Origin of the sequence: Bacillus cereus group sp. RP32 (assembly GCF_040459735.1) — a bacterium.
Lineage (GTDB): Bacteria > Bacillota > Bacilli > Bacillales > Bacillaceae_G > Bacillus_A > Bacillus_A wiedmannii.
Genome location: NZ_JARVHO010000001.1, coordinates 1,746,299 through 1,771,052, shown reverse-complemented (window position 1 = coordinate 1,771,052; position 24,754 = coordinate 1,746,299). Strand labels below are relative to the sequence as shown.

The following is a 24,754-nucleotide window of genomic DNA, read 5'->3' as shown; positions in this document are numbered from 1 at the left end:
TTAAAAGTTTTAAACTGCATAACTAACAAAAAGAAAAGACACTCTTAGCGAGTGTCTTTTAGCGCTTATTTCGTTTGTTGCTTGCTCATCGCGCTCATCATTTGATTGATTTTCTTTTGGGAAGGTTTTTGTCCCATTTGCATCATCATCATTTTTAACATTTGTTCATTAATTGGTGGATTTTTTTCTAAGTAGTTCATCATGTATTTGCGGGCAATGAAAAATCCTAACGCCACGCCTGCTACTAGTGCTACTACGCCCACTAGAATACCTAACCAAATTGGCATATATTTTCCTCCTTCATGTTGTCTACCTTACAGTGTACTAAAACCTTTTCAATAAGACAAGATACAATTCGACATTTTTTACACATATGTTCGTACTTGTTTTAGAGGATTCAGCCATCCGTACTTTGTATTTGCATAATCCATAGCTAAAAATGTTAATTCACACTTTCTTAACACCTCAAAGAAAGTCGTTTCCATAGAAACGTTTCCAGAGGTATTCATGCGAATATAGTGCGGTTTCACCATTATTTCGCCGTATTCCGCTCCTGTATAAAGTGTATGTGTATGATGTGTTCGATCATATTTACCAAGAACGCGCAAAGCTTGTTCTAATTTATGGTGAATTTTCATTACTTGTAATGGCATCGTTATATACATCATTTGTTTATATAACACTTTTTTCTCCGAAAGGGACCCAGATTCTGAAAATCTAGCAAATAAATCAAAAAACAAATATTCACGACCAAAGTAAGCTTTCGCAATATCCTCTTGAATTAAATACAATTCATACGTTTTCATCTTTCGCCTCCCAATCTGGACAAACTTTTCCCTTCATTATATAGAAGAAATTTTGCAATGATTGTCTGACTGCGGAGAGATAAAAAACTTTTTCTGTCGAAAAAACTCATTTACATAGAAAAATCTCTCCATGCCGGAGAGATTTTTCTAAAATCATTAAAGCATTTCTTTTACTTTACGAACAACGTTCTCTACAGTAAATCCATACTCTTCCATAATCTTCTCACCAGGAGCAGAAGCACCGAATGTATCGATACCTAACACATCTCCGTCAAGACCTACGTAACGGTGCCATCCGAATGTAGCACCCATTTCGATTGCGAAACGTTTTGTTACTGCTTTTGGTAATACAGATTCTTTGTACTCAGCTGTTTGAGCTTCAAAACGATCCATAGATGGCATGCTGACAACAGCTGCTTCAACGCCGTCTACTGCTAACGCTTTTTGCGCTTCAACAGCTAGACTTACTTCAGATCCAGATGCAAGTAAGATTACATCAGCTGTTTCTTTCTTGCTTGCAGAAACTACATATGCACCTTTTGCTACTTTTTCATACGTATCTTCTTTTGCACCTTCTAATGTTGGAAGGTCTTGACGAGTTAATACTAAAGCAGTTGGTTTGTTTGTAGATTCTAGAGCTAGTCTCCAAGCTGCAACAGATTCGTTACCATCAGCTGGACGAATAACAGATACATTTGGCATTGCACGTAGCGCTGCTAATTGCTCGATTGGTTCATGTGTTGGACCATCTTCACCAACAGCGATACTGTCGTGTGTGAATACATACGTTACTGGCAATTGCATTAATGCTGCAAGACGAATTGCTGGACGTAAGTAGTCAGAGAATACGAAGAACGTACCACCGTAAGTTTTTAAACCGCCATGTAGTGCAATACCGTTCATTGCTGCACCCATTGCGAACTCACGTACACCGTACCAAATGTTTTTTCCGCTGTAATCATCTCTTGTAAAGTCTTTTTCGTTATTCATGTATGTTTTGTTAGAACCAGCAAGGTCAGCAGATCCACCGAAGAATGATGGTACAGACTCTGCAATTGCATTAATTACAGCACCTGAAGAATTACGAGTTGCTGCTTTTGATCCTAATTCATAAGTTGGTAAGTTTTGCTCCCAACCTTCTGGAAGAAGACCATTCATTGCCGCTTGTAATTCGTTTGCTAATTCTGGGTATGCTTGTGCATATTCACCTAGCATAGTGTTCCACGCTGCTTGCGCAGTTTCACCAACATCTTGTACAGTTTTACGGAAGTTGTCATATACTTCTTCTGCTACATGGAAGTCTTGCTCAGCAGTCCAAGCATATGCTTCTTTCGTTAATTTTGTTTCGTCTACACCAAGTGGAGAACCATGTGAAGCTGATTTTCCTGATTTGTTTGGAGAACCGAAACCAATTGTCGTTCTTACTTCAATTAGCGTTGGGCGTTTTTCGTCAGCTTTCGCTTCTTCGATTGCTTTCGCGATAGCTTCAATATCGTTTCCATCCTCAACACGGATTACTTGCCATCCGTATGCTTTGTAACGATCTTCTACACTTTCAGAGAATGAACGATTTAAATCGCCATCTAATGAAATATCGTTTGAATCATAAAGCACAACAAGACGACCTAATTGTAAATGAGCAGCTAATGAAGATGCTTCAGCAGAAACGCCTTCCATTAAATCCCCATCACCACAAATAGCGTATGTATGATGATCTACTACATTATACGCATCACGGTTATATTTAGCCGCTAAATGTCTTTCAGCCATTGCCATACCTACAGCAGTTGCAATACCTTGTCCAAGTGGACCAGTAGTTGCGTCTACACCTGCTGTATGACCGTACTCAGGATGTCCTGGAGTTTTGCTTCCCCATTGACGGAAGTTCTTTAAGTCATCCATTGTTACATCATAACCAGATAGGTGAAGTAGGCTGTATAGTAACATTGAACCATGACCTGCAGATAATACGAAACGATCACGGTTAAACCACGTTGGGTTATTTGGATTGTGTTTCATAAATTGAGTCCATAATGTATAAGCCATTGGTGCTGCACCCATTGGCATTCCTGGGTGACCAGAGTTTGCTTTTTCAATCGCATCGATGGATAATGTGCGAATCGTGTTGATAGAAAGTTGTTCGATTGAATGTGACATGCTATTCTTCCCTTCGCTTATATTAGTAAACGTTTTATACATTTATATGATAGCTTCCCACGCAAGATTATACAACATGTATCGACAAATATGTTGATATTTTTTTGGTTTTCCATAAAAAAATCAATGATTTCGGGAATGTATGGGTATTCAATATGACATACTTTTTCATTATTGTTATTTTAAAAAGAAAGGGAATTATCTGTATATTTATTCATCATTTTCAAATTCCATAATGCAAAATATATCCTTCCCCTTTTTTCACTCTGCAAAGCAAACGAATAAAAGAATTTAAATCTTGGCATAATTTATCTCGATCAAATACGTATCTTTCATATTCTCCATCAGTATTATTATCATTTTCCCATTGAAACTGCCCTGTCAGTTCGATTGTTTCTGGCGCTAGAGAAAACATGTTAACTAGCGAACAAAATAACTGTTCTGCTATCACTGCCCCTTGCTGTTCTATTTTCGTAATACCATAATAGTGAATTCCAAATCCTTCTGCTCTTTTCGCTGGATAATAGGTCGGAATCCAATGGGTAAAATCTAATAGATATACGATTAGCTCATCACTTAATACAACACACTCATCTATCGTTGCCTCTTCTTTATATAGAAAACAAAGTTCAATCCAATCTATACCTATAAAATCCAACCCTTTTTTTTCATTCGAAACAAATACAAACTCGTGCTGTAAAGCCAAATTATCCCCCCTATTGCTCACATTTATTATTCTTATTATATAAAAAAGCACCTTTTATAGGTGCTTAAAATAAATTATACAATTTTCTTCCGTATCGAACTTGAAATAAAATCAATGATAATTACCATTAAAATGATACCCAATAAAATAATCCCCACACGAGACCAATTGCGTGAACTCAGTGCAAAAATTAGAGGCGTACCAATCCCACCTGCTCCAATAACACCTAAAATGGCAGCGGATCGTACATTAATTTCGAACCTGTATAACGTATACGATAGAAAATCCGGTAATACTTGTGGCAATACTGCATACCAAAGTATTTGAAAGCGATTCGCACCTGTAGCTATTAACGCTTCCGTCGGTCCTTTATCTATATTTTCAATTCCTTCTGAATATAACTTCCCTAACATTCCGATAGAGTGTAATCCTAAAGCTAGAACTCCGGCAAAGGAGCCTGGTCCAACAGCTTTTATAAATAAAAGAGCCATAACTAATTCAGGAAATGTACGAACAAAACTAAGTACAAATTTCCCAGTTCCTGCCGTTAATTTTCCACTGCTCATATTCGTTGCCGCCCAAAAAGCGAATGGAACAGATAAAAAGGCAGAAATAAATGTGCCTAATATCGCAATTGCCAACGTATCAATTAAACCATGTAATAAATCTTCACCATCTGGCAAAGATACATACGACCAATCTGGATTCAATACACCTGTCATAATTGCTTTTGTAATTTCTCCTGCCGTATCCTTTATTCCCTCTAGCGGGACTCCTGAAAAAGCCCATACATAAACAAATGCAAGTGCTATAAAAATAAACCAGCGATACACACTCGGTTTCTTCGGTTTTGGTACAATTATCGTCGTTTTACTCATTATAATTTCTCCCGCAACAATGTACTTACATAATCAATTAACAATACAACAACAAGAGTATAAATAATAATAGATGCAGTTTGTTGATATTGTAAAAATCCAAGTGTACGGTCATAATACAACCCAGTACCACCCGCTCCTACTAAACCTAAAACAGCTGCTGCACGTACATTCACCTCAAATGTATAAAGAACATAGGAGACAAAATGTGCTTTCACTTGCGGAATTACCCCATACACAATCCATTGCACTTTATTTGCTCCTACTGCTGTCATCGCCTCTAATGGACCTGGATCAATCGATTCCATTGACTCATACAACAATTTCGCCACGAGCCCAATTGAGAAAAAAGTAAGAGCTAAAATACCTGGAAGTGGTCCTATTCCAAAAATAGCTACGAAAATTGCCGCTAATAATAAATCTGGTATCGTTCGGATAAAATTTAAAACCAATCGAGCTGGACCGTACAAAAATGTACTAGTAAACACATTACTTGCCGCAAATAGTGCCAGTGGAATAGCTAAAATCGCCCCTAAAGTCGTCCCAATAATCGCCATACGTATTGTATCTAACATCGCTGTTGTAATAACTTGAAAATAACTCCAATCAGGCGGCACCATCTCTTTTAACAAATCAATCATATTAGGAAAACCAACTACTAGTTTTGAAAATGATGCGTCGACCTGTACACTACTTCCCCACAACAGTAAAATGACTAGAATAGCCGTTAACATATGTTTCAACTTACTCGGCGGCTTCGGTATCGATTTCGAATATATCGTCGCGTCATTCATTTAACTGCCACCTCTAATAATTCACTTTTCTGCGCTACGTCTCCATAAATTTCAGCAAATTTTTCATCCGTTGCCTCTTCTACTGAACCATCAAAAACAATTTCGCCTGCATGTAATCCAATAATGCGTGTCGCATATTGCCTAGCTAAATCAATAGAATGTAAGTTTACAATTGTTGTAATCCCAAAATCTTCATTAATTTTTTTCAAATCATCTAATACTTGCTTTGTTGTTAGCGGATCTAACGACGCAACAGGTTCATCTGCCAATATGATTTTTGCTTCTTGTGCCAACGCTCTAGCAATCGATACACGTTGCTGTTGTCCTCCTGATAATTCATCAGCTCGCGCATATGTTTTTTCTAAAATATTCACCCTTTTTAACGATTGAAAGGCAAGCTCCAAATCTTCTTTTGGAAATAGACCTAACGTTGTACGAAAAGTCGAATGGTATCCAACACGCCCAGCTAATACATTCTTCAAAACCGTTGATCGTTTTACAAGGTTAAAACTTTGAAAAATCATACCAATATCCCGGCGCATGCGTCGTAATTCTTTTCCTTTCGCAGCAGTAATAGACTCACCTTCAATCAAGATTTCTCCTTCTGTAATCTCATGAAGGCGATTTACCGATCTAAGAAGTGTAGACTTTCCAGCCCCCGACAGCCCTACCATTACAACAAACTCACCTTTTTGAATGTTCAAGTTTATATTATTCAATCCTTTTGTACCATTCGGATACATTTTGGAAACATTTCGAAATTCTATCACACATCTTACCTACCTTCTATGTATTCAAAATGGCAAACTAACTGGAAACATACACCTTCCAGTTAGCTGCCATTTCCATATGTATTATTGCGTTTTTACTTTCTTTCCATATTCACGAACGATATCAAATTTACTATCATCAGATTTAACATATCCTTCATGTGAATATACTTCTTTAATGATTTTGTGACCTTCCTCATTCTTTCCTATTTCAATGAAAGCGTCTTGTAATTTCTTACTCCACTCTGCATCTAAATCAGAACGTACCGAAATCGTATCGTTAGGAATTTTTTCCGTAAATTTCACTATTTTCGTTTGATCGAATATATTCGGATAATCTTTTTTCACAATATTACGAGCATCTTGGAATACAACAGATACATCTACATCACCATTTAAAAGAGCAATCAGCGACTGATCGTGACCTTTTAATGTAACAGGTTTCACATCCTTTAGCGGATCAATCCCCTCTTTTAACAATACAGCCGCAGGCCATACATACCCCGCTGATGACGTTACATCTTGATAACCAATTTTTTTACCTTTTAAATCTTTTACACTGTTAATATTTGAATCTTTCTTAACTACAAACTCAGATTTATAAAAGTCTACTAAATCCTTTGTAGGAGCTCCCGTTTCATCATCTACTCCAAAACGTTGTGCTTGTAAAATTACGTTTGCAGCCTTTTTCTCATGCGCTAGCACATACGCTGTTGGAGGTAAAAACCCTACATCTACTTGCTTAGACGCCATCGCTTCTACAATTGTATTGTAATTCGTTGAAATACTAACTTTTACCGGAACATTTAATTTATCACTTAATAACTTTTCCAATGGTTTTGCCTTTGCCTCTAACGTATCTGCATTTTGAGAAGGAACAAATTGAACATTTAAAGTCTTCGGTACATAACCTTTTTTCGTATCTTCAGTTTTACTTGCACTTGATTCTTTCGTTCCACAACCACTTAATAATCCCGCCGCTAGTACAACTGTCGTACTCATTGCAAAAACTTTTTTCAATATATTAATGCCTCCAATTTTGTTGTTATAAAATTGCCTTCCGTAAACATGAAGAAATATATCACACATTTTCACATATATTTTCTTATTTACAGAATCTTTACACATTCTATACATTCTCATTAAAATTCTCTTCATATATTTGATATGCTTAATTAGTAGATAACAATAGAAAAGGTGAATGATATTGAATCCAAATCAAATTGTAACTTTAAACATTTTATTAACAAGTGATATACATGGCACTGTTTATCCAATTCACTACCAAGATAACTCCCAAGCTGAAATTGGTTTAGCCAAAATTTCTACTCTTATAAAAAAAGAACGTTCCCAAAATAGAAACGTTCTTTTAATTGATAACGGTGACTTCATACAAGGAACACCCTTTACTTATCATTACGCTACATATGAAGAAGATAAGAAAAATCCAATGTCTTTATTAGCGAACTATTTACGTTATGATGCTGCAGTTATTGGGAATCATGAATTTAATTATGGAATGGACATATTAAATAATGCTATTTCTACTGCAAACTTTCCGTATCTATCAGCAAATATTTTAGATAAAAACAGAAAAGAACCTTATTTCGGGAAACCATATATAATAAAACATATTGAATCAAATATAAAAATTGCTATTTTAGGGATGACAACGCATTACATTCCCAATTGGGAACAACCCCATCACATTCAAGATTTACAATTTGAAGATGGATTAGAAACAACAAAAAGATGGGTTTCTTACATTCGCGAACACGAGAAACCCGATTTATTAGTCGTAGCCTACCATGGGGGATTTGAACGCGATTTACAAACTGGGGTACCGACTGAAGTTTTAACAGGTGAAAACCAAGGATATGCAATGTGCCATGAAATTGAAGGCATAGACATTTTACTAACAGGCCACCAACACCGGGAAATCGCTCACACCGTAATGAATGGTGTAACAATTTTACAGACTGGATGCAATGGACACTCCGTTGGAAAAGTAACAGTAACATTCGAAAAAACAGAAAAAAAATGGGTAAAAAAAGAGAGTGATTCACAATTATTGCCCGTACAAGGAATTGAGGCTGACCAACATATTCTTTCCTTGGTTGCCGATTATGAAGAAAAAACACAAAATTGGCTCGATCAACCTATTGGAGTAATCTATGGGAACATGCAAATTTCAGATGCTATGCAAACTCGTTTGCAAGACCATCCTTTTATTGAATTCATAAATAAAATACAGATGGATATAGCTAATGTTTCCATTTCTTGTACAAGCTTATTCCATAATACATCTCCAGGTTTCCCGAAATATGTAACAATGCGTGACATCGTTTCTAATTATATTTATCCAAATACATTAAAAGTAATTAGAATAACTGGAGCGGATATAAAAGATGCCCTTGAACTCTCTGCTTCTTATTTCATATTAAAAGCAGATGGAACTATCATCGTAAACCCTACCTACATAGAACCAAAGCCGCAACACTATAATTACGATATGTGGGAAGGAATTTCGTACGTATTAAACATTTCCAAACCAATTGGCGAGAGAGTAGAATCCTTACAATATAAAGGCGCTCCACTTCATATGAATGAAGAATATGACGTCGTTATGAATAATTATCGCGCAAGTGGCGGAGGGAACTTCTTTATGTTTCAAAATAAGCCCGTAATAAAAGACATACCAACAGATATGTCTGAACTTATCGCTAACTATATATTGAAGCACAAAAAGATAGAAGCAACAGTCAATAACAACTGGAAAGTTATTAAATAACGGATATAATAAATAAAAAAGATGGGCTTCGCCCATCTTTTAGTTTAATTTTGCATTATCTTGCTTTTTTAAAGCTTTTAATTTCGCCGGTGTAACATCAGTACCTTCTTCGTTAACAACTTTAATTCCTTTAAGTTCGTTTAACATATTTTGACGAAATCCTTTTAAATATTGTTCACGTAGCGATTGGCGCTCACGTTGTTCTTCTTCAGTTAAACCTTCAGCTTTTGCTTTTTTCGCTAAGAAGTTAATGCGTTCAATGAGTTCGTGACTTTGCATCTCGAATCCCCCTTTTACTCAAAACTGATTATTATCATACAATAGTTAGTCCTCTTTATCAAGCAATTGCTTTGTATATTCTACATATCTTCGATGTACAGTTGCTTTTGAAACATCATGACCAAAACCACGAAGTGTTGCTGCAATTTCTTCAAAAGTTAATTCATTCCGGCGTAAACGTACAATTTCCTCAATTGGCACTTCTTTTTTCTCACGTCCTATACTTAAATGACGATTTTTCAAATTATTCTCTGGACGAAATCCTTTCTCTACCGCTCTTTGCATGCCACGTTTAATTTTTAAATTGTGGATCTTTCTTTGATACTCTTCAACAATCCCAATTATATCTAGTACCATCGAATCAGAGTCAGAGAGTTCTAATTCTCCATTATGCGTATGCGTATATACTTTTATTCCCTCTTTATGTAAACAGTGCATTAATGCAATCTTTGCATTCCCTCTACCAAGGCGCGTTTCATCTTGTATGAGAAGTACATCAACTTGTTCATCGCGAATTGTATCTAGCACTTCTAATATGCCATCACGTTCAATTGTATAACCACTAGCCTGCTCCTCAATCACCTTTACAACATTCATTTGATAGCGCTCAGCTAAATGCAATAATTCATCTTTTTGACGCAATAATGATGTTTCCTGTTCTTCTTTTGTTGTGCTCACACGTGCATAAATAATTGCATTCATATTGAACCCTTCTTTCTCACTATATTTTCCTTATAGTGTATCATAAATTCGTCTTTCGTTCGAACTTATGTTTGTAGAATGTTTTTTCGCATGTTATACTTATTAATAAGAAAAATGAAAGAAAACGAGGTGTTAGAAAACATGGAAAAGTTAACGAAACGCCAGCAAGACATTCTCGACTTTATTAAGCTAAAAGTACAAGAAAAAGGATATCCACCTTCCGTACGTGAAATCGGTCAAGCAGTCGGCCTCGCTTCTAGTTCTACAGTGCACGGACATTTATCACGACTAGAAGAAAAAGGATATATTCGACGCGATCCAACAAAACCACGAGCAATTGAAATTTTAGGTGACAACCGAATGGATACAGAGACACAATCTGTTATTCAAGTTCCAATTGTCGGAAAAGTTACTGCTGGATTACCTATTACAGCAGTTGAAAGTGTAGAAGATCATTTCCCACTTCCAGCTAGCATTGTTGCTGGAGCAGACCAAGTATTTATGTTACGTATTTCCGGAGATAGTATGATTGAAGCTGGTATTTTCGATGGGGATTTAGTTGTTGTTCGCCAACAACAGTCTGCATACAACGGTGAAATTGTAGTCGCTTTAACAGAAGATAACGAAGCAACTGTTAAACGTTTCTATAAAGAAAAAGACCATTTCCGTCTACAACCGGAAAACTCTTCATTAGAACCTATCATTTTAAAACAAGTGTCAGTTATTGGAAAAGTAATTGGCGTATATCGTGATTTACATTAAGAATAAAAAAAGAAGATAATTACCTTATTTATATACGGTAATTATCTTCTTTTTTTGTATTTTGATAGATTTTCATACATTTTATTTCTTATGAACGAGTTTCAATCGTCACATCGCCAGCAGCTGTTTTACCACTAATCTTTTTACTACCATTGCCAATTGTTATATTTTTATTTTCTTCATTAAAAATCATTACTTCGCCAGCAGCACTTTGCCCAGTTATAACTGTATCTTGTGGTTTTTCTAATAAAGTAATATTTACATCCCCAGCGGTTGAACTTGCCTCTACATCATATTTAGGATCATGATCCATAATATGCACTTCCCCGCTAGCCGACTTCGCAGTTACTTTTCCTATTACCTTCTTAAAGCTCACCTCACCAGCTTTTGAAGATCCTTCCACACTTTTTGCTGTGACATTTTTCAAATCTACTTCTCCAGCGAGTGTCCCAACACTTACACAATCACTTTTCACATCACTTATTTCTATTTGTCCAGCTGATGAATTTATTTTTATCTCTTGGTATGAACGTTCAGGCACAAGGAGAGTTATTGTAGACGTTTGAAATCTAAAATCGTAAAAAGAAAAATCAAATGAAGCACCTTTTTCTCTTTCCCCAATAATTTTTAATGTGTCACCATCTTCGGCAATACGAACCTCGTGTTTACGTACATCTCCTGATTGCTTTACATAAAGAGAAGAGTCGGGAGATTTTTGGACAACAATATCCCCAGCATCTAACTTAACTTCTATATTTTTTAGTGTTTCGTTTTTAATTACGTCTTCTTTATTTCCTTCTTCTGCAGTTTGCACTGCTTTTTCATATGTTTGTGAAATCCCTATTACTCCAATAATGATACAAGCGATAGCTACTAACAATATTTTCTTCATCATCTACTCCCCTTTTATCATTTTGAAGTTCCATATTACATAACGTACGCATAACTTTTTAAACCACTTCGTACTATAATAAGCGATCATACATAACAACAAACCTACTCCAACAAACGTTATACTAACGAATAAATCCAACCATATAAAAGTACCCATAAATACTTTTCCAATAACGAAAAATGGTGTCACTACACTAGCAATTCCACCGAGCCAGAAGGAAAATATAAAAGTAATAATTGCAACTAACGGGCCTAACACAATAATAAAATTAAACAAACTAAGTCCAATCGCTGCTATAACAGCCCTTGTTATATTGGTAGTTGATGGGTCCTTTTTCATTTCGTCAAAGCGATACAAAGCAAGTAAGTCTTTTGCAATTACTTTCGGAGAGCCAAGGCCCTTTATTATTTCCGATTCAGTTTTTCCTTCTTCTATTCCAAACTGAAAATGCTCTTCATAATCAAATAAAATATCTTTCCTCTCTTCTTCCGGTAACTTTCTAAGATGACTTGATAATTCTTTAAGAAACTGTTCTTTACTCATCCCATTCCACCCCTTCAATAATTTCTTGTACGCCTTTTGCAAAATCACGCCACTCCGTTACTAACAAATTCAGTTGTGTTTCCCCTTGCTCAGTTAGTTGATAATATTTACGAGGCGGTCCCTCTGTAGATTCTTTTAAATACGTTTGAAAATATCCTTCTTTCGTTAAACGACGTAATAAAGGATACACTGACCCTTCCGATATTAAAAATTTATTTGAGATTTGCTGAACAAGTTCATAGCCGTAACAATCTTTACGTTTCACAAGTGCTAAAACACACAGTTCTAACACGCCTTTTTTAAACTGAACGTTCAAGGTCAATCCCCCTTTCTCATTTCAGTACTATTCAATACACGGTACCCGTTATATCCATAATATACCACTTAGTATTATTCATTGCAAGGTACTATATTTTTCAATACTTAATTTTCGAATTAAATACATCCACACCATATTTCAACTTCCACATTTTCATTCATAGCTAGCACGCATTTTAAATAATCCACATGACTTTTTTCGGGCATTTTGCGGGCACCCGCCTAATTCATTTCACAAACCTTTATATTTGCCCACAAATAAAAAAAGCCCTGATACCGTAGTATCAAGGCTTTTTTCTCTCTTAGTATAGAGACATATATTGATCGCGTTCCCATTGGTGAACTTGCGTGCGGAAGATGTCCCACTCAATCTCTTTTGCTTCGATGAAGTGCTCAAGTAAATGTTCTCCTAGTGCACCGCATACTACTTCATTAGATTGTAATGTAACTAATGCTTGCGCTAATGTTGCTGGTAAGTCAACGATACCTGCTTCTTCGCGCTCTTCTTTTGTCATTACATAGATGTTACGGTCTACTGCAGCTGGTGGAGTTAATTTGTTTTTAATTCCATCAAGACCTGCTGCTAATAATGTAGCCATTACTAAATATGGGTTTGCAGCTGGGTCAACACTACGTACTTCTACGCGTGTACTAATACCACGAGATGCAGGGATACGTACTAATGGGCTACGGTTTTGTGCAGACCATGCTACGTAACAAGGAGCTTCGTATCCAGGTACTAAACGCTTGTAAGAGTTTACAGTTGGATTTGCTACCGCTGTAAATGCTGGTGCGTGTTTTAAAATACCTGCGATGAAGTGACGAGCATCATCACTTAATTGTAAGTCACCGTTTTGATCGAAGAATACGTTCTCACCATTTTTGAATAGTGATAAGTTACAGTGCATACCTGAACCGTTCACACCATATAATGGTTTTGGCATAAATGTTGCGTGTAAACCGTGTTTACGAGCAATTGTTTTTACAACAAGTTTGAATGTTTGAATGTCATCACATGAGCGAATTGCATTTGCATATTTAAAGTCAATTTCATGTTGCCCTGGAGCAACCTCATGGTGAGACGCTTCAATTTCAAAGCCCATTTCTTCAAGTTCAAGAACGATATCACGACGACAGTTTTCCCCTAGATCCATCGGCGCAAGGTCGAAGTATCCACCGTTATCGTTTAATTCTAATGTTGGATTTCCTTTTTCATCTACTTTAAATAGGAAGAATTCTGGCTCTGGTCCAAGATTGAAATCTGAGAATCCTAATGCTTCCATTTCTTTTAATACACGCTTTAAGTTGTTACGTGGATCGCCATCAAATGGAGTGCCATCTGCATTGTAAATATCACAGATTAATCGAGCTACTTTTCCTTTTTCAGCTGTCCAAGGGAAAATTACCCAAGTATCTAAATCTGGATATAAGTACATATCAGATTCTTCAATACGTACGAAACCTTCAATAGAAGATCCATCAAACATCATTTTGTTATCAAGAGCTTTTGTTAATTGGCTCACTGGAATTTCTACGTTTTTAATTACTCCTAAAAGGTCCGTAAATTGTAAGCGGATATACTTTACATTCTCTTCTTTCGCCAAACGGAAAATATCTTCTCTTGTGTACCTAGCCATTATAATTTCCTCCTTAGTCCCTCTAAACACCTTCAGAATCAGTTATCTTTAGTGAAAAAACCTTGAAATGTCACCTTGTCGCAATGAAGTCCGATTAAATCTACCTGTATGTTGTAGTTCATCTCGAAGTATTTTGCGAAGCTCAGTTTTTGAAATTTCTTTCGTTTCTTCTTTTACTTTCACTGTTTCTGTTTGATTTACTTTCATTAGTAACACTTGTTTAATACCGGCCATATTCAAGCCTTGATCTAATAAATCTTTAATCTCTAACAACTTATCTACATCGTTAAATGAAAACAATCTACGATTCCCCTTTGTACGGGTTGGAGAAACAAGATTATGCTCTTCATAGTAGCGAATTTGACGTGCAGATAATTGTGTTAAATCCATAACAATACCAATAGGAAACAGCGGGGCAGAACGTCTATCTTCTTTCATTGTTTCAGTTCCTCCTTCGCCTTAACTGCTTCTCATTTTATACCATGTTATGTTTAGTGTCAATAGATGTTAGCTTTTCTTACATGATTTTTTTATAAATTTTTTCATTCTTTTTTCTAATGAGATTAATCATTACTTTCACACGAAAAAAGCTGTCGAAATCGACAGCTTCCCCTTAAGAAATTGTTAATAATTCTTTTTCAATTAACGCATCAATTGCAGAACAAATTGCAATCTTCACATGTGAATAAGTTAACCCACCTTGCACGTAAGCAACATAAGGCGGACGAATTGGACCATCAGCTGACAATTCAATACTTGCACCTTGAATAAACGTTCCCGCAGCCATAATTACATCATCTTCATAACCCGGCATATAGTTGGCATATGGAGTGAAGTGAGAATTAATTGGAGATGCATATTGAATCGCTTGGCAGAATGCAATCATACGATCTTTATCATCAAATTGAACAGACTGAATTAAATCTGTTCTTGGTGCATTCCATGCTGGTGATGTATTCATTCCTAACTTCTCTAAAAATGCAGCTGTAAAAATCGCACCTTTTAGCGCTTGTCCCGCTACATGCGGCGCTAAGAAGAAACCTTGATACATTTCTTGCAGACTGTATAAAGATGCCCCTGCTTCCGCACCGATCCCCGGAGATGTTAAACGATATGCACACGCTTCAACATACTGTTCTTTACCAACAATGTAACCACCAGTTTTAACAATTCCACCACCAGGGTTTTTAATAAGCGAACCTGCCATTAAATCTGCACCTACATGACATGGCTCTTGCTCTTCAATAAACTCACCATAACAGTTATCTACAAACACAACAACATCAGGTTTAATTTCTTTAACGAATGCTATCATCTCTTTAATTTGAGAAATAGTAAACGATGGACGAGTAGCATAACCTTTTGAGCGCTGAATCCCAATCATCTTCGTATTACTATGAATTGCAGTCGCAACAGCTCCAAAATCAACAAGCCCCTCTTCAGTAAGCGGAACTGCATTATAACCAATATTATATTCTTTAAATGAACCTACACCTTTTCCGCGTACACCAACGATTTCTTCTAATGTATCATACGGTTTGCCAGTGATGTACAATAACTCATCTCCCGGACGTAAAACACCGAATAACGCTGTAGAAATAGCATGAGTACCTGAAATAATTTGCGGACGAACAAGACCAGCTTCCGCTCCAAATACATCCGCATACACTTTTTCTAACGTATCACGGCCAATATCATCATAACCGTAACCTGTCGTCGGAATAAAATGCGAGTCACTAATTTTATGTTTACGGAAACTTTCTAACACTCGAAACTGATTGCTTTCAATTACTTCATCCGCGCGTTTATGTACTTCTGTAATCTGGCTCTCTACTTCTTTTACGATTGGAGCAATTTTTTCTCCATTTTTCAAACGATCAAACATTTTTATTTTCTCCTTCTTCCACTAAAAATCTCTTTAATTGCACATTAAGCGATGAATGAGCAAAAATATACCCCACGCAATTATATACAAATTTATCTTCCAGAAACTCCATCTTTGTTAATAGCGTCTCCGTCTTTAATAGCGTTAACAACTTACCTTCACTCGGTGGAATTTCCACTTGATAACGATTCATTTCTTCCTTCATTTTCGTTTCTATCGCTTCTTTTATATGCAATAAATCACTTTGTTCAAAGGCACTAGTCATTAAGAAGTCACTTTTCGGAAACGGAATAAAGTTTTGATGTAATTCATCTTTTTTATTATATAACGTAATAATAGGAATATGATTAATTTCAAGTTCTGACAATAATTGTTTTACTGTTTTCTCATGCCCTACATAATTAGGATCCGCTGAATCAACTACATGTAAAATAACATCCGCTTCACCAGCTTCTTCTAATGTCGAACGAAAAGCAGCAATTAATGACGTAGGTAAATCTTGTATAAAGCCCACCGTATCAGTTAGTAATACTGTATAACCTGAAGGTAACGGCATCTTCCTTGTCATCGGGTCTAGCGTTGCAAACAACAAGTTTTCTTCAAACGTATCTACTTCCGTCAATCTATTAAACAGTGTAGATTTTCCCGCATTCGTATACCCTATTAATGAAACTTGAAATACTTTATTATCTTTTCTTCTCTCACGATATCTTTTTCGATGCTCCACAACAACTGCAAGTTGTTTCTTTATTTCATCAACGCGTGATCGAATATGACGACGATCCGTCTCAAGTTTCGTCTCACCCGGCCCTCTCGTTCCAATACCACCACCAAGACGTGATAAAGACAATCCTTGCCCCATAAGACGTGGCATTGTATATTGCAACTGAGCTAATTCTACTTGAAGCTTACCTTCCCTCGACTTCGCACGTTGCGCAAAAATATCTAATATTAGTTGCGTTCGATCAATTACCCTCGCATCTAATACTGAGGATAAATTCCGAATTTGACTCGGCGTTAATTCGTTATTAAATACGATAACATCCGGTTCTAATTCTTCCGTTAACATTGTAAGCTCTTCTAATTTACCTTTACCTATATAAGTCGCCGGATGAAACTTCGGTCGTTTTTGCGTTGTAGACACTAACAATTCTGCTCGTGCAGTCTTCGCTAGCGATGCAAGCTCTTTCATGGAATGCATAAACTTTTCATCATCATCTTGTGGCAATTGACAGCCTACTAATATGACTTTTTCTTTTTCTTCCATCAAATATGTTCACTCATCCTTTTCGAAATTTAAACCTTCTAATATAATAGCAGAGGAAGCACATTTCATCTAGTTAGCGGGGGAGAAAATTCATGGCGTGGGAGATTTTTAGCATCATAGGCACAATCGCTTTCGCACTAAGCGGAGCCATTGTTGCAATGGAAGAGGATTATGATATTTTCGGGGTGTATATTTTAGGAATGGCAACCGCATTTGGGGGAGGTGCCCTTCGTAATTTATTAATCGGTTATCCGATTGTCGCGTTTTGGCAACAAGACATGTTATTCCAAATCGCACTACTATCAATGACGATTATTTTTCTTTTTCCTAATAAATTAATTAGACATTGGAAAAAGTGGGAAAATATCACTGATGCTATCGGCTTATCAGCATTCGCCGTACAAGGAGCATTATATGCTCAAAAATTAAATTTACCAATTAGCGCTACAATCGTAGCAGCTGTTTTAACTGGTATTGGCGGTGGTATCATCCGCGATCTTTTAGCCCGCAGAAAACCTCTCGTTCTTCGAGCTGATGTATATGCTTTTTGGACGATTTTAGCAGGTTTCTTAATTGGCGCTCAAATTATTGTTAGCGATTGGGCTCTATACACCTTATTCATTTTAATTGTTTGCTTCCGCATGGTTTCTATTCATTACAAATGGCACTTACCGCATAGGCGCATCGACACAAACGAACGTTCAATGCACAAATAGCAATCTAACCTCTTTACATATGGTAAAGGGGTTTTTCTTTTCTAATGAGTTTTTCCCTACATAATGTTTATACTAATTCTCAAAGCGAGGTGAATACAAATGACAAACCATGTGAATAAAGGTGCTCAAAAAAGCTCAGTAGGTCAAATTGGACACGATCCTAATTCTGCACACGAAAAAAGCGCTAAAATGGAAAACTTCCATAAATCTTATCAAGAAAAAGCAAAAAAAGAGTAAAAGCACTTATACAAAAAACAGACGCACAGTTTACGTACTGTGCGTCTCCTCTTCAAGCATCAAATCACAACTTGATATCCCAATTAAATCATATTTATCATACGTATCCTCTTGCAACAACCGCATAGCCTGTGTACGAATCGATTTTTCAACAATATTCCGTACATATCTTCCATTACTAAACGATGTAATTTGCGATGAGTACTTTACGGCATGTAAATGATCTCTAAATTTCCATTCAGCCTCTTTCGATAACTGGTATTCACGTTCTTCATACATCCTCTTCCCAATTTCTAACAGTTGATTTACTGAGTAATCCGCAAATTCAATTATAAATGGAAAACGGGATTGTAGTCCTGGATTCAATGAAAGAAAGTGATTCATCTCTCTTGAATATCCAGCTAAAATCAATACAAAACCGTGTTGTTTATCTTCCATATGTTTTACGAGCGTATCAATTGCTTCTTTCCCAAAATCTTTTTCTCCCCCTCGGGCTAATGAATACGCCTCATCAATAAACAAAATACCTCCCATTGCTTTTTTTATTAAATCTCTTGTTTTTTGAGCTGTATGACCGATGTACTCTCCTACAAGATCCGCACGTTCAGCTTCAACTAAGTGCCCTTTTGATAGAATATTCATCTCAAACAACAATTTCCCTATCATTCTAGCCACAGTTGTCTTCCCTGTACCTGGATTCCCTTTAAACAACATATGGAGTACTTGCTTCTCAGACTTTAACCCTATTTCTTGTCTTTTTTTATTTACATAAATCCAAGCATATATTTCTTTTATTATCTTTTTTATATCATCCATCCCAATAAGCTTTCCCATTTCTTCTTCAATTCTTTGCAGCATCTCATGTTTCGTAGTAGTTTCATTTGAAATTACTGTTTTATTTTCTGCGGCTGGTAAAGAAATTTTCTTTCGATGATTTAACACAATATTAATTTGATTATTATTTTTCTTTCGCATCGATTGTTCCATACAATCACCTCATTTTATCCACTCACCAAATATTATTATTCCTGCCTCCCTTGCAAATGACTATTTTCAGAAAAGTTTGCTATAATATAAGAAATAATGAAGGTGGTGGGACTATGGAGACAACGGAATTCCATGATACAATACAAGCCTTTTCTATTTTTTTATTGAATAAAGGCCGAAAACCTTCAACCATTAAACGTTATGTTTATGACATTGAAGATTTCGGACATTGGTTAGAAAAAAACAAAAAGCTCCCTTCCAGTAATATATGGGCTACACTTTGTACAAAAGACTACGAAGATTACTTTTCTGACTTAAAAAAGAATCGACATTACTCAGAGAAAACGATGCACCGTGTATTTATTGTATTAAATAGAATGCATCACTTTCTAAACATCCCTAACCCATTAAAGAACATGGAAATTTCTATTCAACCAGATCGCACACTTCGCAATGAAGATTTCATTTCATCTGATGAAGAAAAAAGATTAAAACATATAGTCACTTCATTAGAAGGACTTTCAGAAAAACAACTTCCTGTGCGCCCTTTATTGATAGATCGCAATATCGTTATTTTAAACTTATTAATCGACTATGGATTATCCTTACAGGAACTTACAGCATTAACTATGAATCACGTCCACTTTGAAACTAACACATTATCTATCCCAGCAACCGCAGGGGTAGAAAGAACAATTACATTAACCAGCGAAGACAAAAAACAAGTATATACTTATTACAAAAGCATCCCTGAACCCGTTCGTCCAAAATACCATAGTAATGATCCATTATTTGTCGCATTCGATTTTAATCGCGGAACATACAGATGGGTATACGAAAATGATGCACCAAAAGGATTAACAGAAATCGCTATCCAAAAAATGATTCGCCTTGAAGTATCTAGAGCTAATTTACGCAAAGGAATATCAGGACAACACTTTCGTAACACCTATATTTTAAACTTAATAAAAAAAGAAACTCCAGAGTCAGAAATTATAAAACTAGCTGGGTTCAAATCGAAAATTTCACTAAAACGCTATTATCAATACGCAGAAAATAGAAAAAACGCCTTATGATAAGGCGTTTTTTCTATTTTTCTTCAAACAAACGATTTTACTATGACCATTTAACTAATTTTTGCATCTACTATGATGAGTTTCATTCACATTCTCATTAGAAAGGAGAGATTTAATGTCTCGTTATGACGACAGTCAAAACAAATTCTCCAAACCATGCTTTCCAAGTAGCGCTGGGCGAATTCCAAATACCCCATCAATCCCAATTACTAAGGCACAACTTAGAACATTTCGCGCAATCATTATCGACTTAACAAAAATAATCCCAAAACTTTTCGCAAATCCATCTCCCCAAAACATTGAAGATTTAATTGATACATTGAACCTACTAAGTAAATTTATTTGTTCGCTAGACGCTACTTCCTCCCTGAAAGCGCAAGGATTAGCTATTATAAAAAACTTAATAACTATATTAAGAAACCCAACCTTCATAGCAAGTGCTGTATTTGTTGAACTCCAAATTTTAATTAATTATTTACTTTACATCACAAAGTTATTCCGAATCGATCATTGTACACTCCAAGAACTCCTTAAATTAATTGCAGAGTTACAAACTACTCTAGTTAATTCGGCTTCGTTCGGCAGAGGTCCTACCGGGCCTACTGGACCTCGAGGTAACACGGGCGCTACTGGTGCTACTGGGCCTCAAGGTAACACAGGCGCTACTGGTGCTACCGGTGCTACTGGGCCTCAAGGTAACACAGGCGCTACTGGCGCTACTGGGCCTCAAGGTAACACAGGCGCTACTGGTGCTACTGGGCCTCAAGGTAACACAGGCGCTACTGGTGCTACCGGTGCTACTGGGCCTCAAGGTAACACAGGCGCTACTGGCGCTACTGGGCCTCAAGGTAACACAGGCGCTACTGGTGCTACTGGGCCTCAAGGTAACACAGGTGCTACCGGTGCTACTGGGCCTCAAGGTAACACAGGCGCTACTGGTGCTACTGGGCCTCAAGGTGTTCAAGGTAACACAGGTGCTACTGGTGCTACCGGTGCTACTGGGCCTCAAGGTGTTCAAGGTAACACAGGTGCTACGGGTGCTACCGGCGCTACTGGACCTCAAGGTGTTCAAGGTAACACGGGCGCTACCGGCGCTACTGGACCTCAAGGTGTTCAAGGTAACACGGGTGCTACTGGCGCTACCGGCGCTACTGGACCTCAAGGTGTTCAAGGTAACACAGGTGCTACTGGCGCTACCGGCGCTACTGGACCTCAAGGTGTTCAAGGTAACACAGGTGCTACTGGTGCTACCGGTGCCACTGGACCTCAAGGTGTTCAAGGTAACACAGGTGCTACGGGTGCTACCGGCGCTACTGGACCTCAAGGTGTTCAAGGTAACACGGGCGCTACCGGCGCTACTGGACCTCAAGGTGTTCAAGGTAACACGGGTGCTACTGGCGCTACCGGCGCTACTGGACCTCAAGGTGTTCAAGGTAACACGGGTGCTACTGGCGCTACCGGCGCTACTGGACCTCAAGGTGTTCAAGGTAACACAGGTGCTACTGGCGCTACCGGCGCTACTGGACCTCAAGGTGTTCAAGGTAACACAGGTGCTACTGGTGCTACCGGTGCCACTGGGCCTCAAGGTGTTCAAGGTAACACAGGTGCTACTGGTGCTACCGGTGCTACTGGGCCTCAAGGTGTTCAAGGTAACACAGGTGCTACTGGTGCTACCGGTGCTACTGGGCCTCAAGGTGTTCAAGGTAACACGGGTGCTACTGGCGCTACTGGACCTCAAGGTGTTCAAGGTAACACGGGCGCTACCGGCGCTACTGGACCTCAAGGTGTTCAAGGTAACACAGGTGCTACTGGTGCTACCGGTGCCACTGGACCTCAAGGTGTTCAAGGTAACACAGGTGCTACTGGTGCTACCGGTGCCACTGGACCTCAAGGTGTTCAAGGTAACACGGGTGCTACTGGTGCTACTGGTGCTACCGGCGCTACTGGACCTCAGGGACCTCAAGGTAACACAGGTGCTACTGGTGCTACTGGACCTCAAGGTACTCAAGGTAACACGGGTGCTACTGGTGCTACTGGACCTCAAGGTGCTCAAGGCAACACGGGCGCTACCGGACCTCAAGGTGTTCAAGGTAACACAGGTGCTACCGGTGCCACTGGACCTCAAGGTGTTCAAGGTAACACGGGTGCTACTGGCGCTACCGGCGCTACTGGACCTCAAGGTGCTCAAGGCAACACGGGCGCTACCGGACCTCAAGGTGTTCAAGGTAACACAGGTGCTACTGGGCCTCAAGGTGCTCAAGGTAACACAGGTGCTACGGGTGCCACTGGACCTCAAGGTGCTCAAGGCAACACGGGTGCTACTGGTGCTACTGGTGCTACTGGACCTCAAGGTGCTCAAGGTAACACGGGTGCTACTGGACCTACCGGACCTCAGGGGCCTCAAGGTAACACGGGTGCCACTGGACCTCAGGGTGTTCAAGGCAACACAGGTGCTACTGGACCTCAAGGTGTTCAAGGTAACACGGGTGCTACTGGTGCCACTGGTCCTCAAGGGGCTCAAGGTAACACGGGTGCTACTGGGCCTCAGGGTGTTCAAGGTAACACGGGTGCTACTGGACCTCAAGGCGTTCAAGGTAACACGGGCGCTACTGGTGCCACTGGTCCTCAAGGGGCTCAAGGTAACACGGGTGCTACTGGACCTCAAGGCGTTCAAGGACCAACAGGTGCTACTGGCGCCACTGGTATAGGAGCTACTGGACCTACTGGACCTTCTGGTGGACCTACTGGACCAACCGGGCCTACTGGACCTAGCTTCCCTGTAGCAACAATTGTTGTTACAAACAACATTCAACAAACAGTACTCCAATTTAACAACTTCATTTTTAATACTGCAATTAACGTAAACAACATTATCTTCAATGGCACAGATACAGTTACTGTTATCAACGCTGGTATTTATGTCATTAGCGTATCCATCTCTACAACTGCACCAGGATGCGCTCCACTTGGAGTAGGAATTTCAATAAATGGAGCAGTCGCAACTGACAACTTCTCTTCAAATCTAATAGGCGACTCACTTTCATTCACTACGATCGAAACATTAGCTGCCGGCGCAAACATTTCCGTCAAACCTACCCTTAGCGAAATTACAATTCCTGAAACAGGAAACACTAACATTCGCCTTACTGTATTTAGAATCGCTTAAATTTCACTATGTATCGTTTATGGCAAATAAAAAAAGAGCGAGAAATTCGCTCTTTTTTTGTTATGTACAATAATTCATTACTACTCTAATTCAATTGAAACATTTTTTTGTGGTACAAATGTAGAAATTGCATGTTTATAAATAAGCTGTTGCTTACCTTCTGTTTCCAGTAGGACTGTAAAATTGTCAAATCCTTTAATTAATCCACGAAGCTGGAAACCATTTAATAAGTACAGCGTAACAAACGTATTTTCTTTACGGAGTTGATTTAAAAACTGATCTTGAATATTGATTGATTGCTTCATGTCGAATCCTCCTCTTTTTCTCTACTTACTATTATTCGACTTTAGTTGTAACTTTCCTTCTATGTATCGTAAAATTTCTGACGTTTTTTCACCGCCTGTAACATCAAACCACGTGACATCCATCTTATTACGGAACCACGTTAATTGACGCTTTGCATAACGACGTGAATTCGTCTTTAATTGTGATACCGCTTCTTCTAGAGAGACACGATCCTCAAAATAATCATATATCTCTTTATACCCAATCGCTTGAATAGATTGACAATCTCGTATCCCTCTATTATACAATCCTTCTACTTCTTCTAATAACCCTTGGTCCATCATTATATCAACTCGTAAGTTAATGCGATCGTATAGCATTTCTCGATCCATTGTCAAGCCAATCAAGGAAACATCGTATAATAACTCGTTTTCTTGTTTTTCAAGTTGATCACTCATTTTTTCACCCGTCGTGTGGAAAATTTCTAACGCTCTAATGACACGACGTACATTATTTGCATGAATACGCTCAGCACTTTCTGGGTCTACTTCTTGTAATTTCTTATGTACATATTCCACGCCACGTTCTAATGCTAACTTTTCCATTTGTTCTCGGTATATAGTATCGCCAGCATCATCCGTAAACTGATAATCGAATAAAACAGATTGTATATACAGACCAGTTCCACCAACGATAATTGGCAATTTACCACGCTCTGTAATCTCTCGAATATGCTTACGAACACGTTCTTGAAATTCGGCAACAGAAAATGATTCTTCCGGATTTTTTATATCGACCATATAATGCGGAATTCCATCCATCTCTTCTTTTGTCACCTTTGCAGTTCCAATATCCATCGTACGATAAATCTGCATGGAATCTCCACTTATAATTTCACCATTCAACGCTTTGGCAAGATCAATACTTAACTTCGTCTTTCCAACAGCAGTTGGTCCAATGATGACAGCAACTTTTTCACGTTGCACTTCTCCCATATCATTCAACTCTCTTTATGTAATGTACTCCATCTATTGATTATATCCAATCTTACCAATTTTAACGGCATGATTGCAAGTTCTTTCATTCCGGTACATGAA

General features: G+C 38.0%; 26 protein-coding genes. 6 read left to right on the top strand and 20 right to left on the bottom strand.

What is annotated here, in order from left to right:
• Positions 1 to 65: 65 nt before the first annotated feature.
• From QCI46_RS09230 to QCI46_RS09195, 8 genes are all read right to left on the bottom strand, one after another.
• Positions 66 to 287 (bottom strand): YneF family protein, encoded by a 222-nt coding sequence (locus QCI46_RS09230; RefSeq protein ID WP_001123316.1) that lies wholly within the window; start codon positions 285 to 287, stop codon positions 66 to 68.
• A 78-nt stretch (positions 288 to 365) separates the two neighbouring features.
• The gene (sirA, locus tag QCI46_RS09225) at positions 366 to 806 is read right to left on the bottom strand and encodes a sporulation inhibitor of replication protein SirA (protein ID WP_353840011.1); all 441 of its coding nucleotides are present in this window, start codon (positions 804 to 806) and stop codon (positions 366 to 368) included.
• 156 nt (positions 807 to 962) lie between these two features.
• On the bottom strand, positions 963 to 2,963 hold the full coding sequence (gene tkt, locus QCI46_RS09220; RefSeq protein WP_353840010.1) for a transketolase: 2,001 nt from the start codon (positions 2,961 to 2,963) through the stop codon (positions 963 to 965).
• 223 nt (positions 2,964 to 3,186) lie between these two features.
• The gene (locus tag QCI46_RS09215; RefSeq protein WP_353840009.1) at positions 3,187 to 3,669 is read right to left on the bottom strand and encodes a coproporphyrinogen III oxidase; all 483 of its coding nucleotides are present in this window, start codon (positions 3,667 to 3,669) and stop codon (positions 3,187 to 3,189) included.
• Positions 3,670 to 3,743: 74 nt separating this feature from the next.
• Entirely contained in the window at positions 3,744 to 4,547 is an 804-nt protein-coding gene (gene phnE, locus QCI46_RS09210; RefSeq protein ID WP_048565869.1) for a phosphonate ABC transporter, permease protein PhnE, read from the bottom strand.
• Positions 4,547 to 5,341, bottom strand: coding sequence for a phosphonate ABC transporter, permease protein PhnE (phnE, locus tag QCI46_RS09205; RefSeq protein WP_353840008.1), 795 nt, complete (start codon positions 5,339 to 5,341; stop codon positions 4,547 to 4,549). Before phnE (QCI46_RS09205) ends, phnE (QCI46_RS09210) begins: the two co-directional genes overlap by 1 nt.
• Positions 5,338 to 6,111, bottom strand: a complete 774-nt coding sequence (gene phnC, locus QCI46_RS09200; protein WP_087982021.1) for a phosphonate ABC transporter ATP-binding protein — start codon at positions 6,109 to 6,111, stop codon at positions 5,338 to 5,340. The genes phnE (QCI46_RS09205) and phnC overlap by 4 nt, the downstream gene beginning before the upstream one ends.
• Before the next feature lie 84 nt (positions 6,112 to 6,195).
• Positions 6,196 to 7,134, bottom strand: a complete 939-nt coding sequence (locus tag QCI46_RS09195) for a phosphate/phosphite/phosphonate ABC transporter substrate-binding protein (RefSeq protein WP_088064232.1) — start codon at positions 7,132 to 7,134, stop codon at positions 6,196 to 6,198.
• Between the two features lie 184 nt (positions 7,135 to 7,318).
• Here QCI46_RS09195 and QCI46_RS09190 point away from each other — a divergent pair, with 184 nt between their 5' ends.
• Positions 7,319 to 8,902, top strand: a complete 1,584-nt coding sequence (locus tag QCI46_RS09190) for a bifunctional metallophosphatase/5'-nucleotidase (RefSeq protein WP_353840007.1) — start codon at positions 7,319 to 7,321, stop codon at positions 8,900 to 8,902.
• A gap of 39 nt (positions 8,903 to 8,941) precedes the next feature.
• On the opposite strand, the gene QCI46_RS09185 is transcribed toward QCI46_RS09190, so the two are convergent.
• Both QCI46_RS09185 and QCI46_RS09180 read right to left on the bottom strand, forming a co-directional pair.
• Positions 8,942 to 9,181: a DUF896 domain-containing protein gene (locus QCI46_RS09185; protein WP_001190582.1), complete on the bottom strand. Its 240-nt coding sequence runs from the start codon at positions 9,179 to 9,181 to the stop codon at positions 8,942 to 8,944.
• A gap of 45 nt (positions 9,182 to 9,226) precedes the next feature.
• On the bottom strand, positions 9,227 to 9,883 hold the full coding sequence (locus tag QCI46_RS09180; protein WP_046956545.1) for a YneB family resolvase-like protein: 657 nt from the start codon (positions 9,881 to 9,883) through the stop codon (positions 9,227 to 9,229).
• A gap of 141 nt (positions 9,884 to 10,024) precedes the next feature.
• On the opposite strand from QCI46_RS09180, the gene lexA reads away from it, so the two are divergent.
• On the top strand, positions 10,025 to 10,645 hold the full coding sequence (gene lexA, locus QCI46_RS09175) for a transcriptional repressor LexA (RefSeq protein WP_000413737.1): 621 nt from the start codon (positions 10,025 to 10,027) through the stop codon (positions 10,643 to 10,645).
• 88 nt (positions 10,646 to 10,733) lie between these two features.
• Here lexA and QCI46_RS09170 read toward each other — a convergent pair whose 3' ends face one another.
• The 7 genes from QCI46_RS09170 to hflX form a co-directional block, all read right to left on the bottom strand.
• Positions 10,734 to 11,540: a DUF4097 family beta strand repeat-containing protein gene (locus QCI46_RS09170; protein ID WP_353840006.1), complete on the bottom strand. Its 807-nt coding sequence runs from the start codon at positions 11,538 to 11,540 to the stop codon at positions 10,734 to 10,736.
• Positions 11,541 to 12,083 carry a DUF1700 domain-containing protein gene (locus QCI46_RS09165; RefSeq protein WP_353840005.1) on the bottom strand — a complete coding sequence of 181 codons (543 nt, stop codon included), beginning with the start codon at positions 12,081 to 12,083 and terminating at the stop codon, positions 11,541 to 11,543.
• Positions 12,076 to 12,399 (bottom strand): PadR family transcriptional regulator, encoded by a 324-nt coding sequence (locus tag QCI46_RS09160; RefSeq protein WP_001102620.1) that lies wholly within the window; start codon positions 12,397 to 12,399, stop codon positions 12,076 to 12,078. Before QCI46_RS09160 ends, QCI46_RS09165 begins: the two co-directional genes overlap by 8 nt.
• A 304-nt stretch (positions 12,400 to 12,703) precedes the next feature.
• Positions 12,704 to 14,038, bottom strand: coding sequence for a type I glutamate--ammonia ligase (glnA, locus tag QCI46_RS09155; RefSeq protein ID WP_000135338.1), 1,335 nt, complete (start codon positions 14,036 to 14,038; stop codon positions 12,704 to 12,706).
• A gap of 48 nt (positions 14,039 to 14,086) precedes the next feature.
• Positions 14,087 to 14,476, bottom strand: a complete 390-nt coding sequence (gene glnR, locus QCI46_RS09150; RefSeq protein WP_000656785.1) for a transcriptional repressor GlnR — start codon at positions 14,474 to 14,476, stop codon at positions 14,087 to 14,089.
• Between the two features lie 175 nt (positions 14,477 to 14,651).
• Positions 14,652 to 15,923, bottom strand: a complete 1,272-nt coding sequence (locus QCI46_RS09145) for a methionine gamma-lyase family protein (RefSeq protein WP_000460307.1) — start codon at positions 15,921 to 15,923, stop codon at positions 14,652 to 14,654.
• Positions 15,916 to 17,190, bottom strand: coding sequence for a GTPase HflX (gene hflX, locus QCI46_RS09140; RefSeq protein WP_353841850.1), 1,275 nt, complete (start codon positions 17,188 to 17,190; stop codon positions 15,916 to 15,918). Before hflX ends, QCI46_RS09145 begins: the two co-directional genes overlap by 8 nt.
• Before the next feature lie 92 nt (positions 17,191 to 17,282).
• Between hflX and QCI46_RS09135 the strand changes: the two genes are divergently transcribed.
• Together QCI46_RS09135 and QCI46_RS09130 are read left to right on the top strand one after the other, a co-directional pair.
• Positions 17,283 to 17,906 carry a trimeric intracellular cation channel family protein gene (locus QCI46_RS09135; RefSeq protein ID WP_000312265.1) on the top strand — a complete coding sequence of 208 codons (624 nt, stop codon included), beginning with the start codon at positions 17,283 to 17,285 and terminating at the stop codon, positions 17,904 to 17,906.
• A gap of 99 nt (positions 17,907 to 18,005) precedes the next feature.
• Positions 18,006 to 18,143 carry a hypothetical protein gene (locus QCI46_RS09130; protein WP_327958519.1) on the top strand — a complete coding sequence of 46 codons (138 nt, stop codon included), beginning with the start codon at positions 18,006 to 18,008 and terminating at the stop codon, positions 18,141 to 18,143.
• A gap of 30 nt (positions 18,144 to 18,173) precedes the next feature.
• On the opposite strand, the gene spoVK is transcribed toward QCI46_RS09130, so the two are convergent.
• On the bottom strand, positions 18,174 to 19,130 hold the full coding sequence (spoVK, locus tag QCI46_RS09125; protein WP_087982006.1) for a stage V sporulation protein K: 957 nt from the start codon (positions 19,128 to 19,130) through the stop codon (positions 18,174 to 18,176).
• Positions 19,131 to 19,243: 113 nt separating this feature from the next.
• Here spoVK and QCI46_RS09120 point away from each other — a divergent pair, with 113 nt between their 5' ends.
• Both QCI46_RS09120 and QCI46_RS09115 read left to right on the top strand, forming a co-directional pair.
• The gene (locus tag QCI46_RS09120; RefSeq protein WP_353840004.1) at positions 19,244 to 20,206 is read left to right on the top strand and encodes a tyrosine-type recombinase/integrase; all 963 of its coding nucleotides are present in this window, start codon (positions 19,244 to 19,246) and stop codon (positions 20,204 to 20,206) included.
• A 115-nt stretch (positions 20,207 to 20,321) separates the two neighbouring features.
• Positions 20,322 to 23,372, top strand: a complete 3,051-nt coding sequence (locus QCI46_RS09115; RefSeq protein ID WP_353840003.1) for a Gly-Xaa-Xaa repeat protein — start codon at positions 20,322 to 20,324, stop codon at positions 23,370 to 23,372.
• Positions 23,373 to 23,452: 80 nt separating this feature from the next.
• On the opposite strand, the gene hfq is transcribed toward QCI46_RS09115, so the two are convergent.
• Positions 23,453 to 23,677 carry an RNA chaperone Hfq gene (gene hfq, locus QCI46_RS09110; protein ID WP_000813896.1) on the bottom strand — a complete coding sequence of 75 codons (225 nt, stop codon included), beginning with the start codon at positions 23,675 to 23,677 and terminating at the stop codon, positions 23,453 to 23,455.
• A gap of 21 nt (positions 23,678 to 23,698) precedes the next feature.
• On the bottom strand, positions 23,699 to 24,652 hold the full coding sequence (miaA, locus tag QCI46_RS09105; protein ID WP_000504945.1) for a tRNA (adenosine(37)-N6)-dimethylallyltransferase MiaA: 954 nt from the start codon (positions 24,650 to 24,652) through the stop codon (positions 23,699 to 23,701).
• Positions 24,653 to 24,754: the final 102 nt, after the last annotated feature.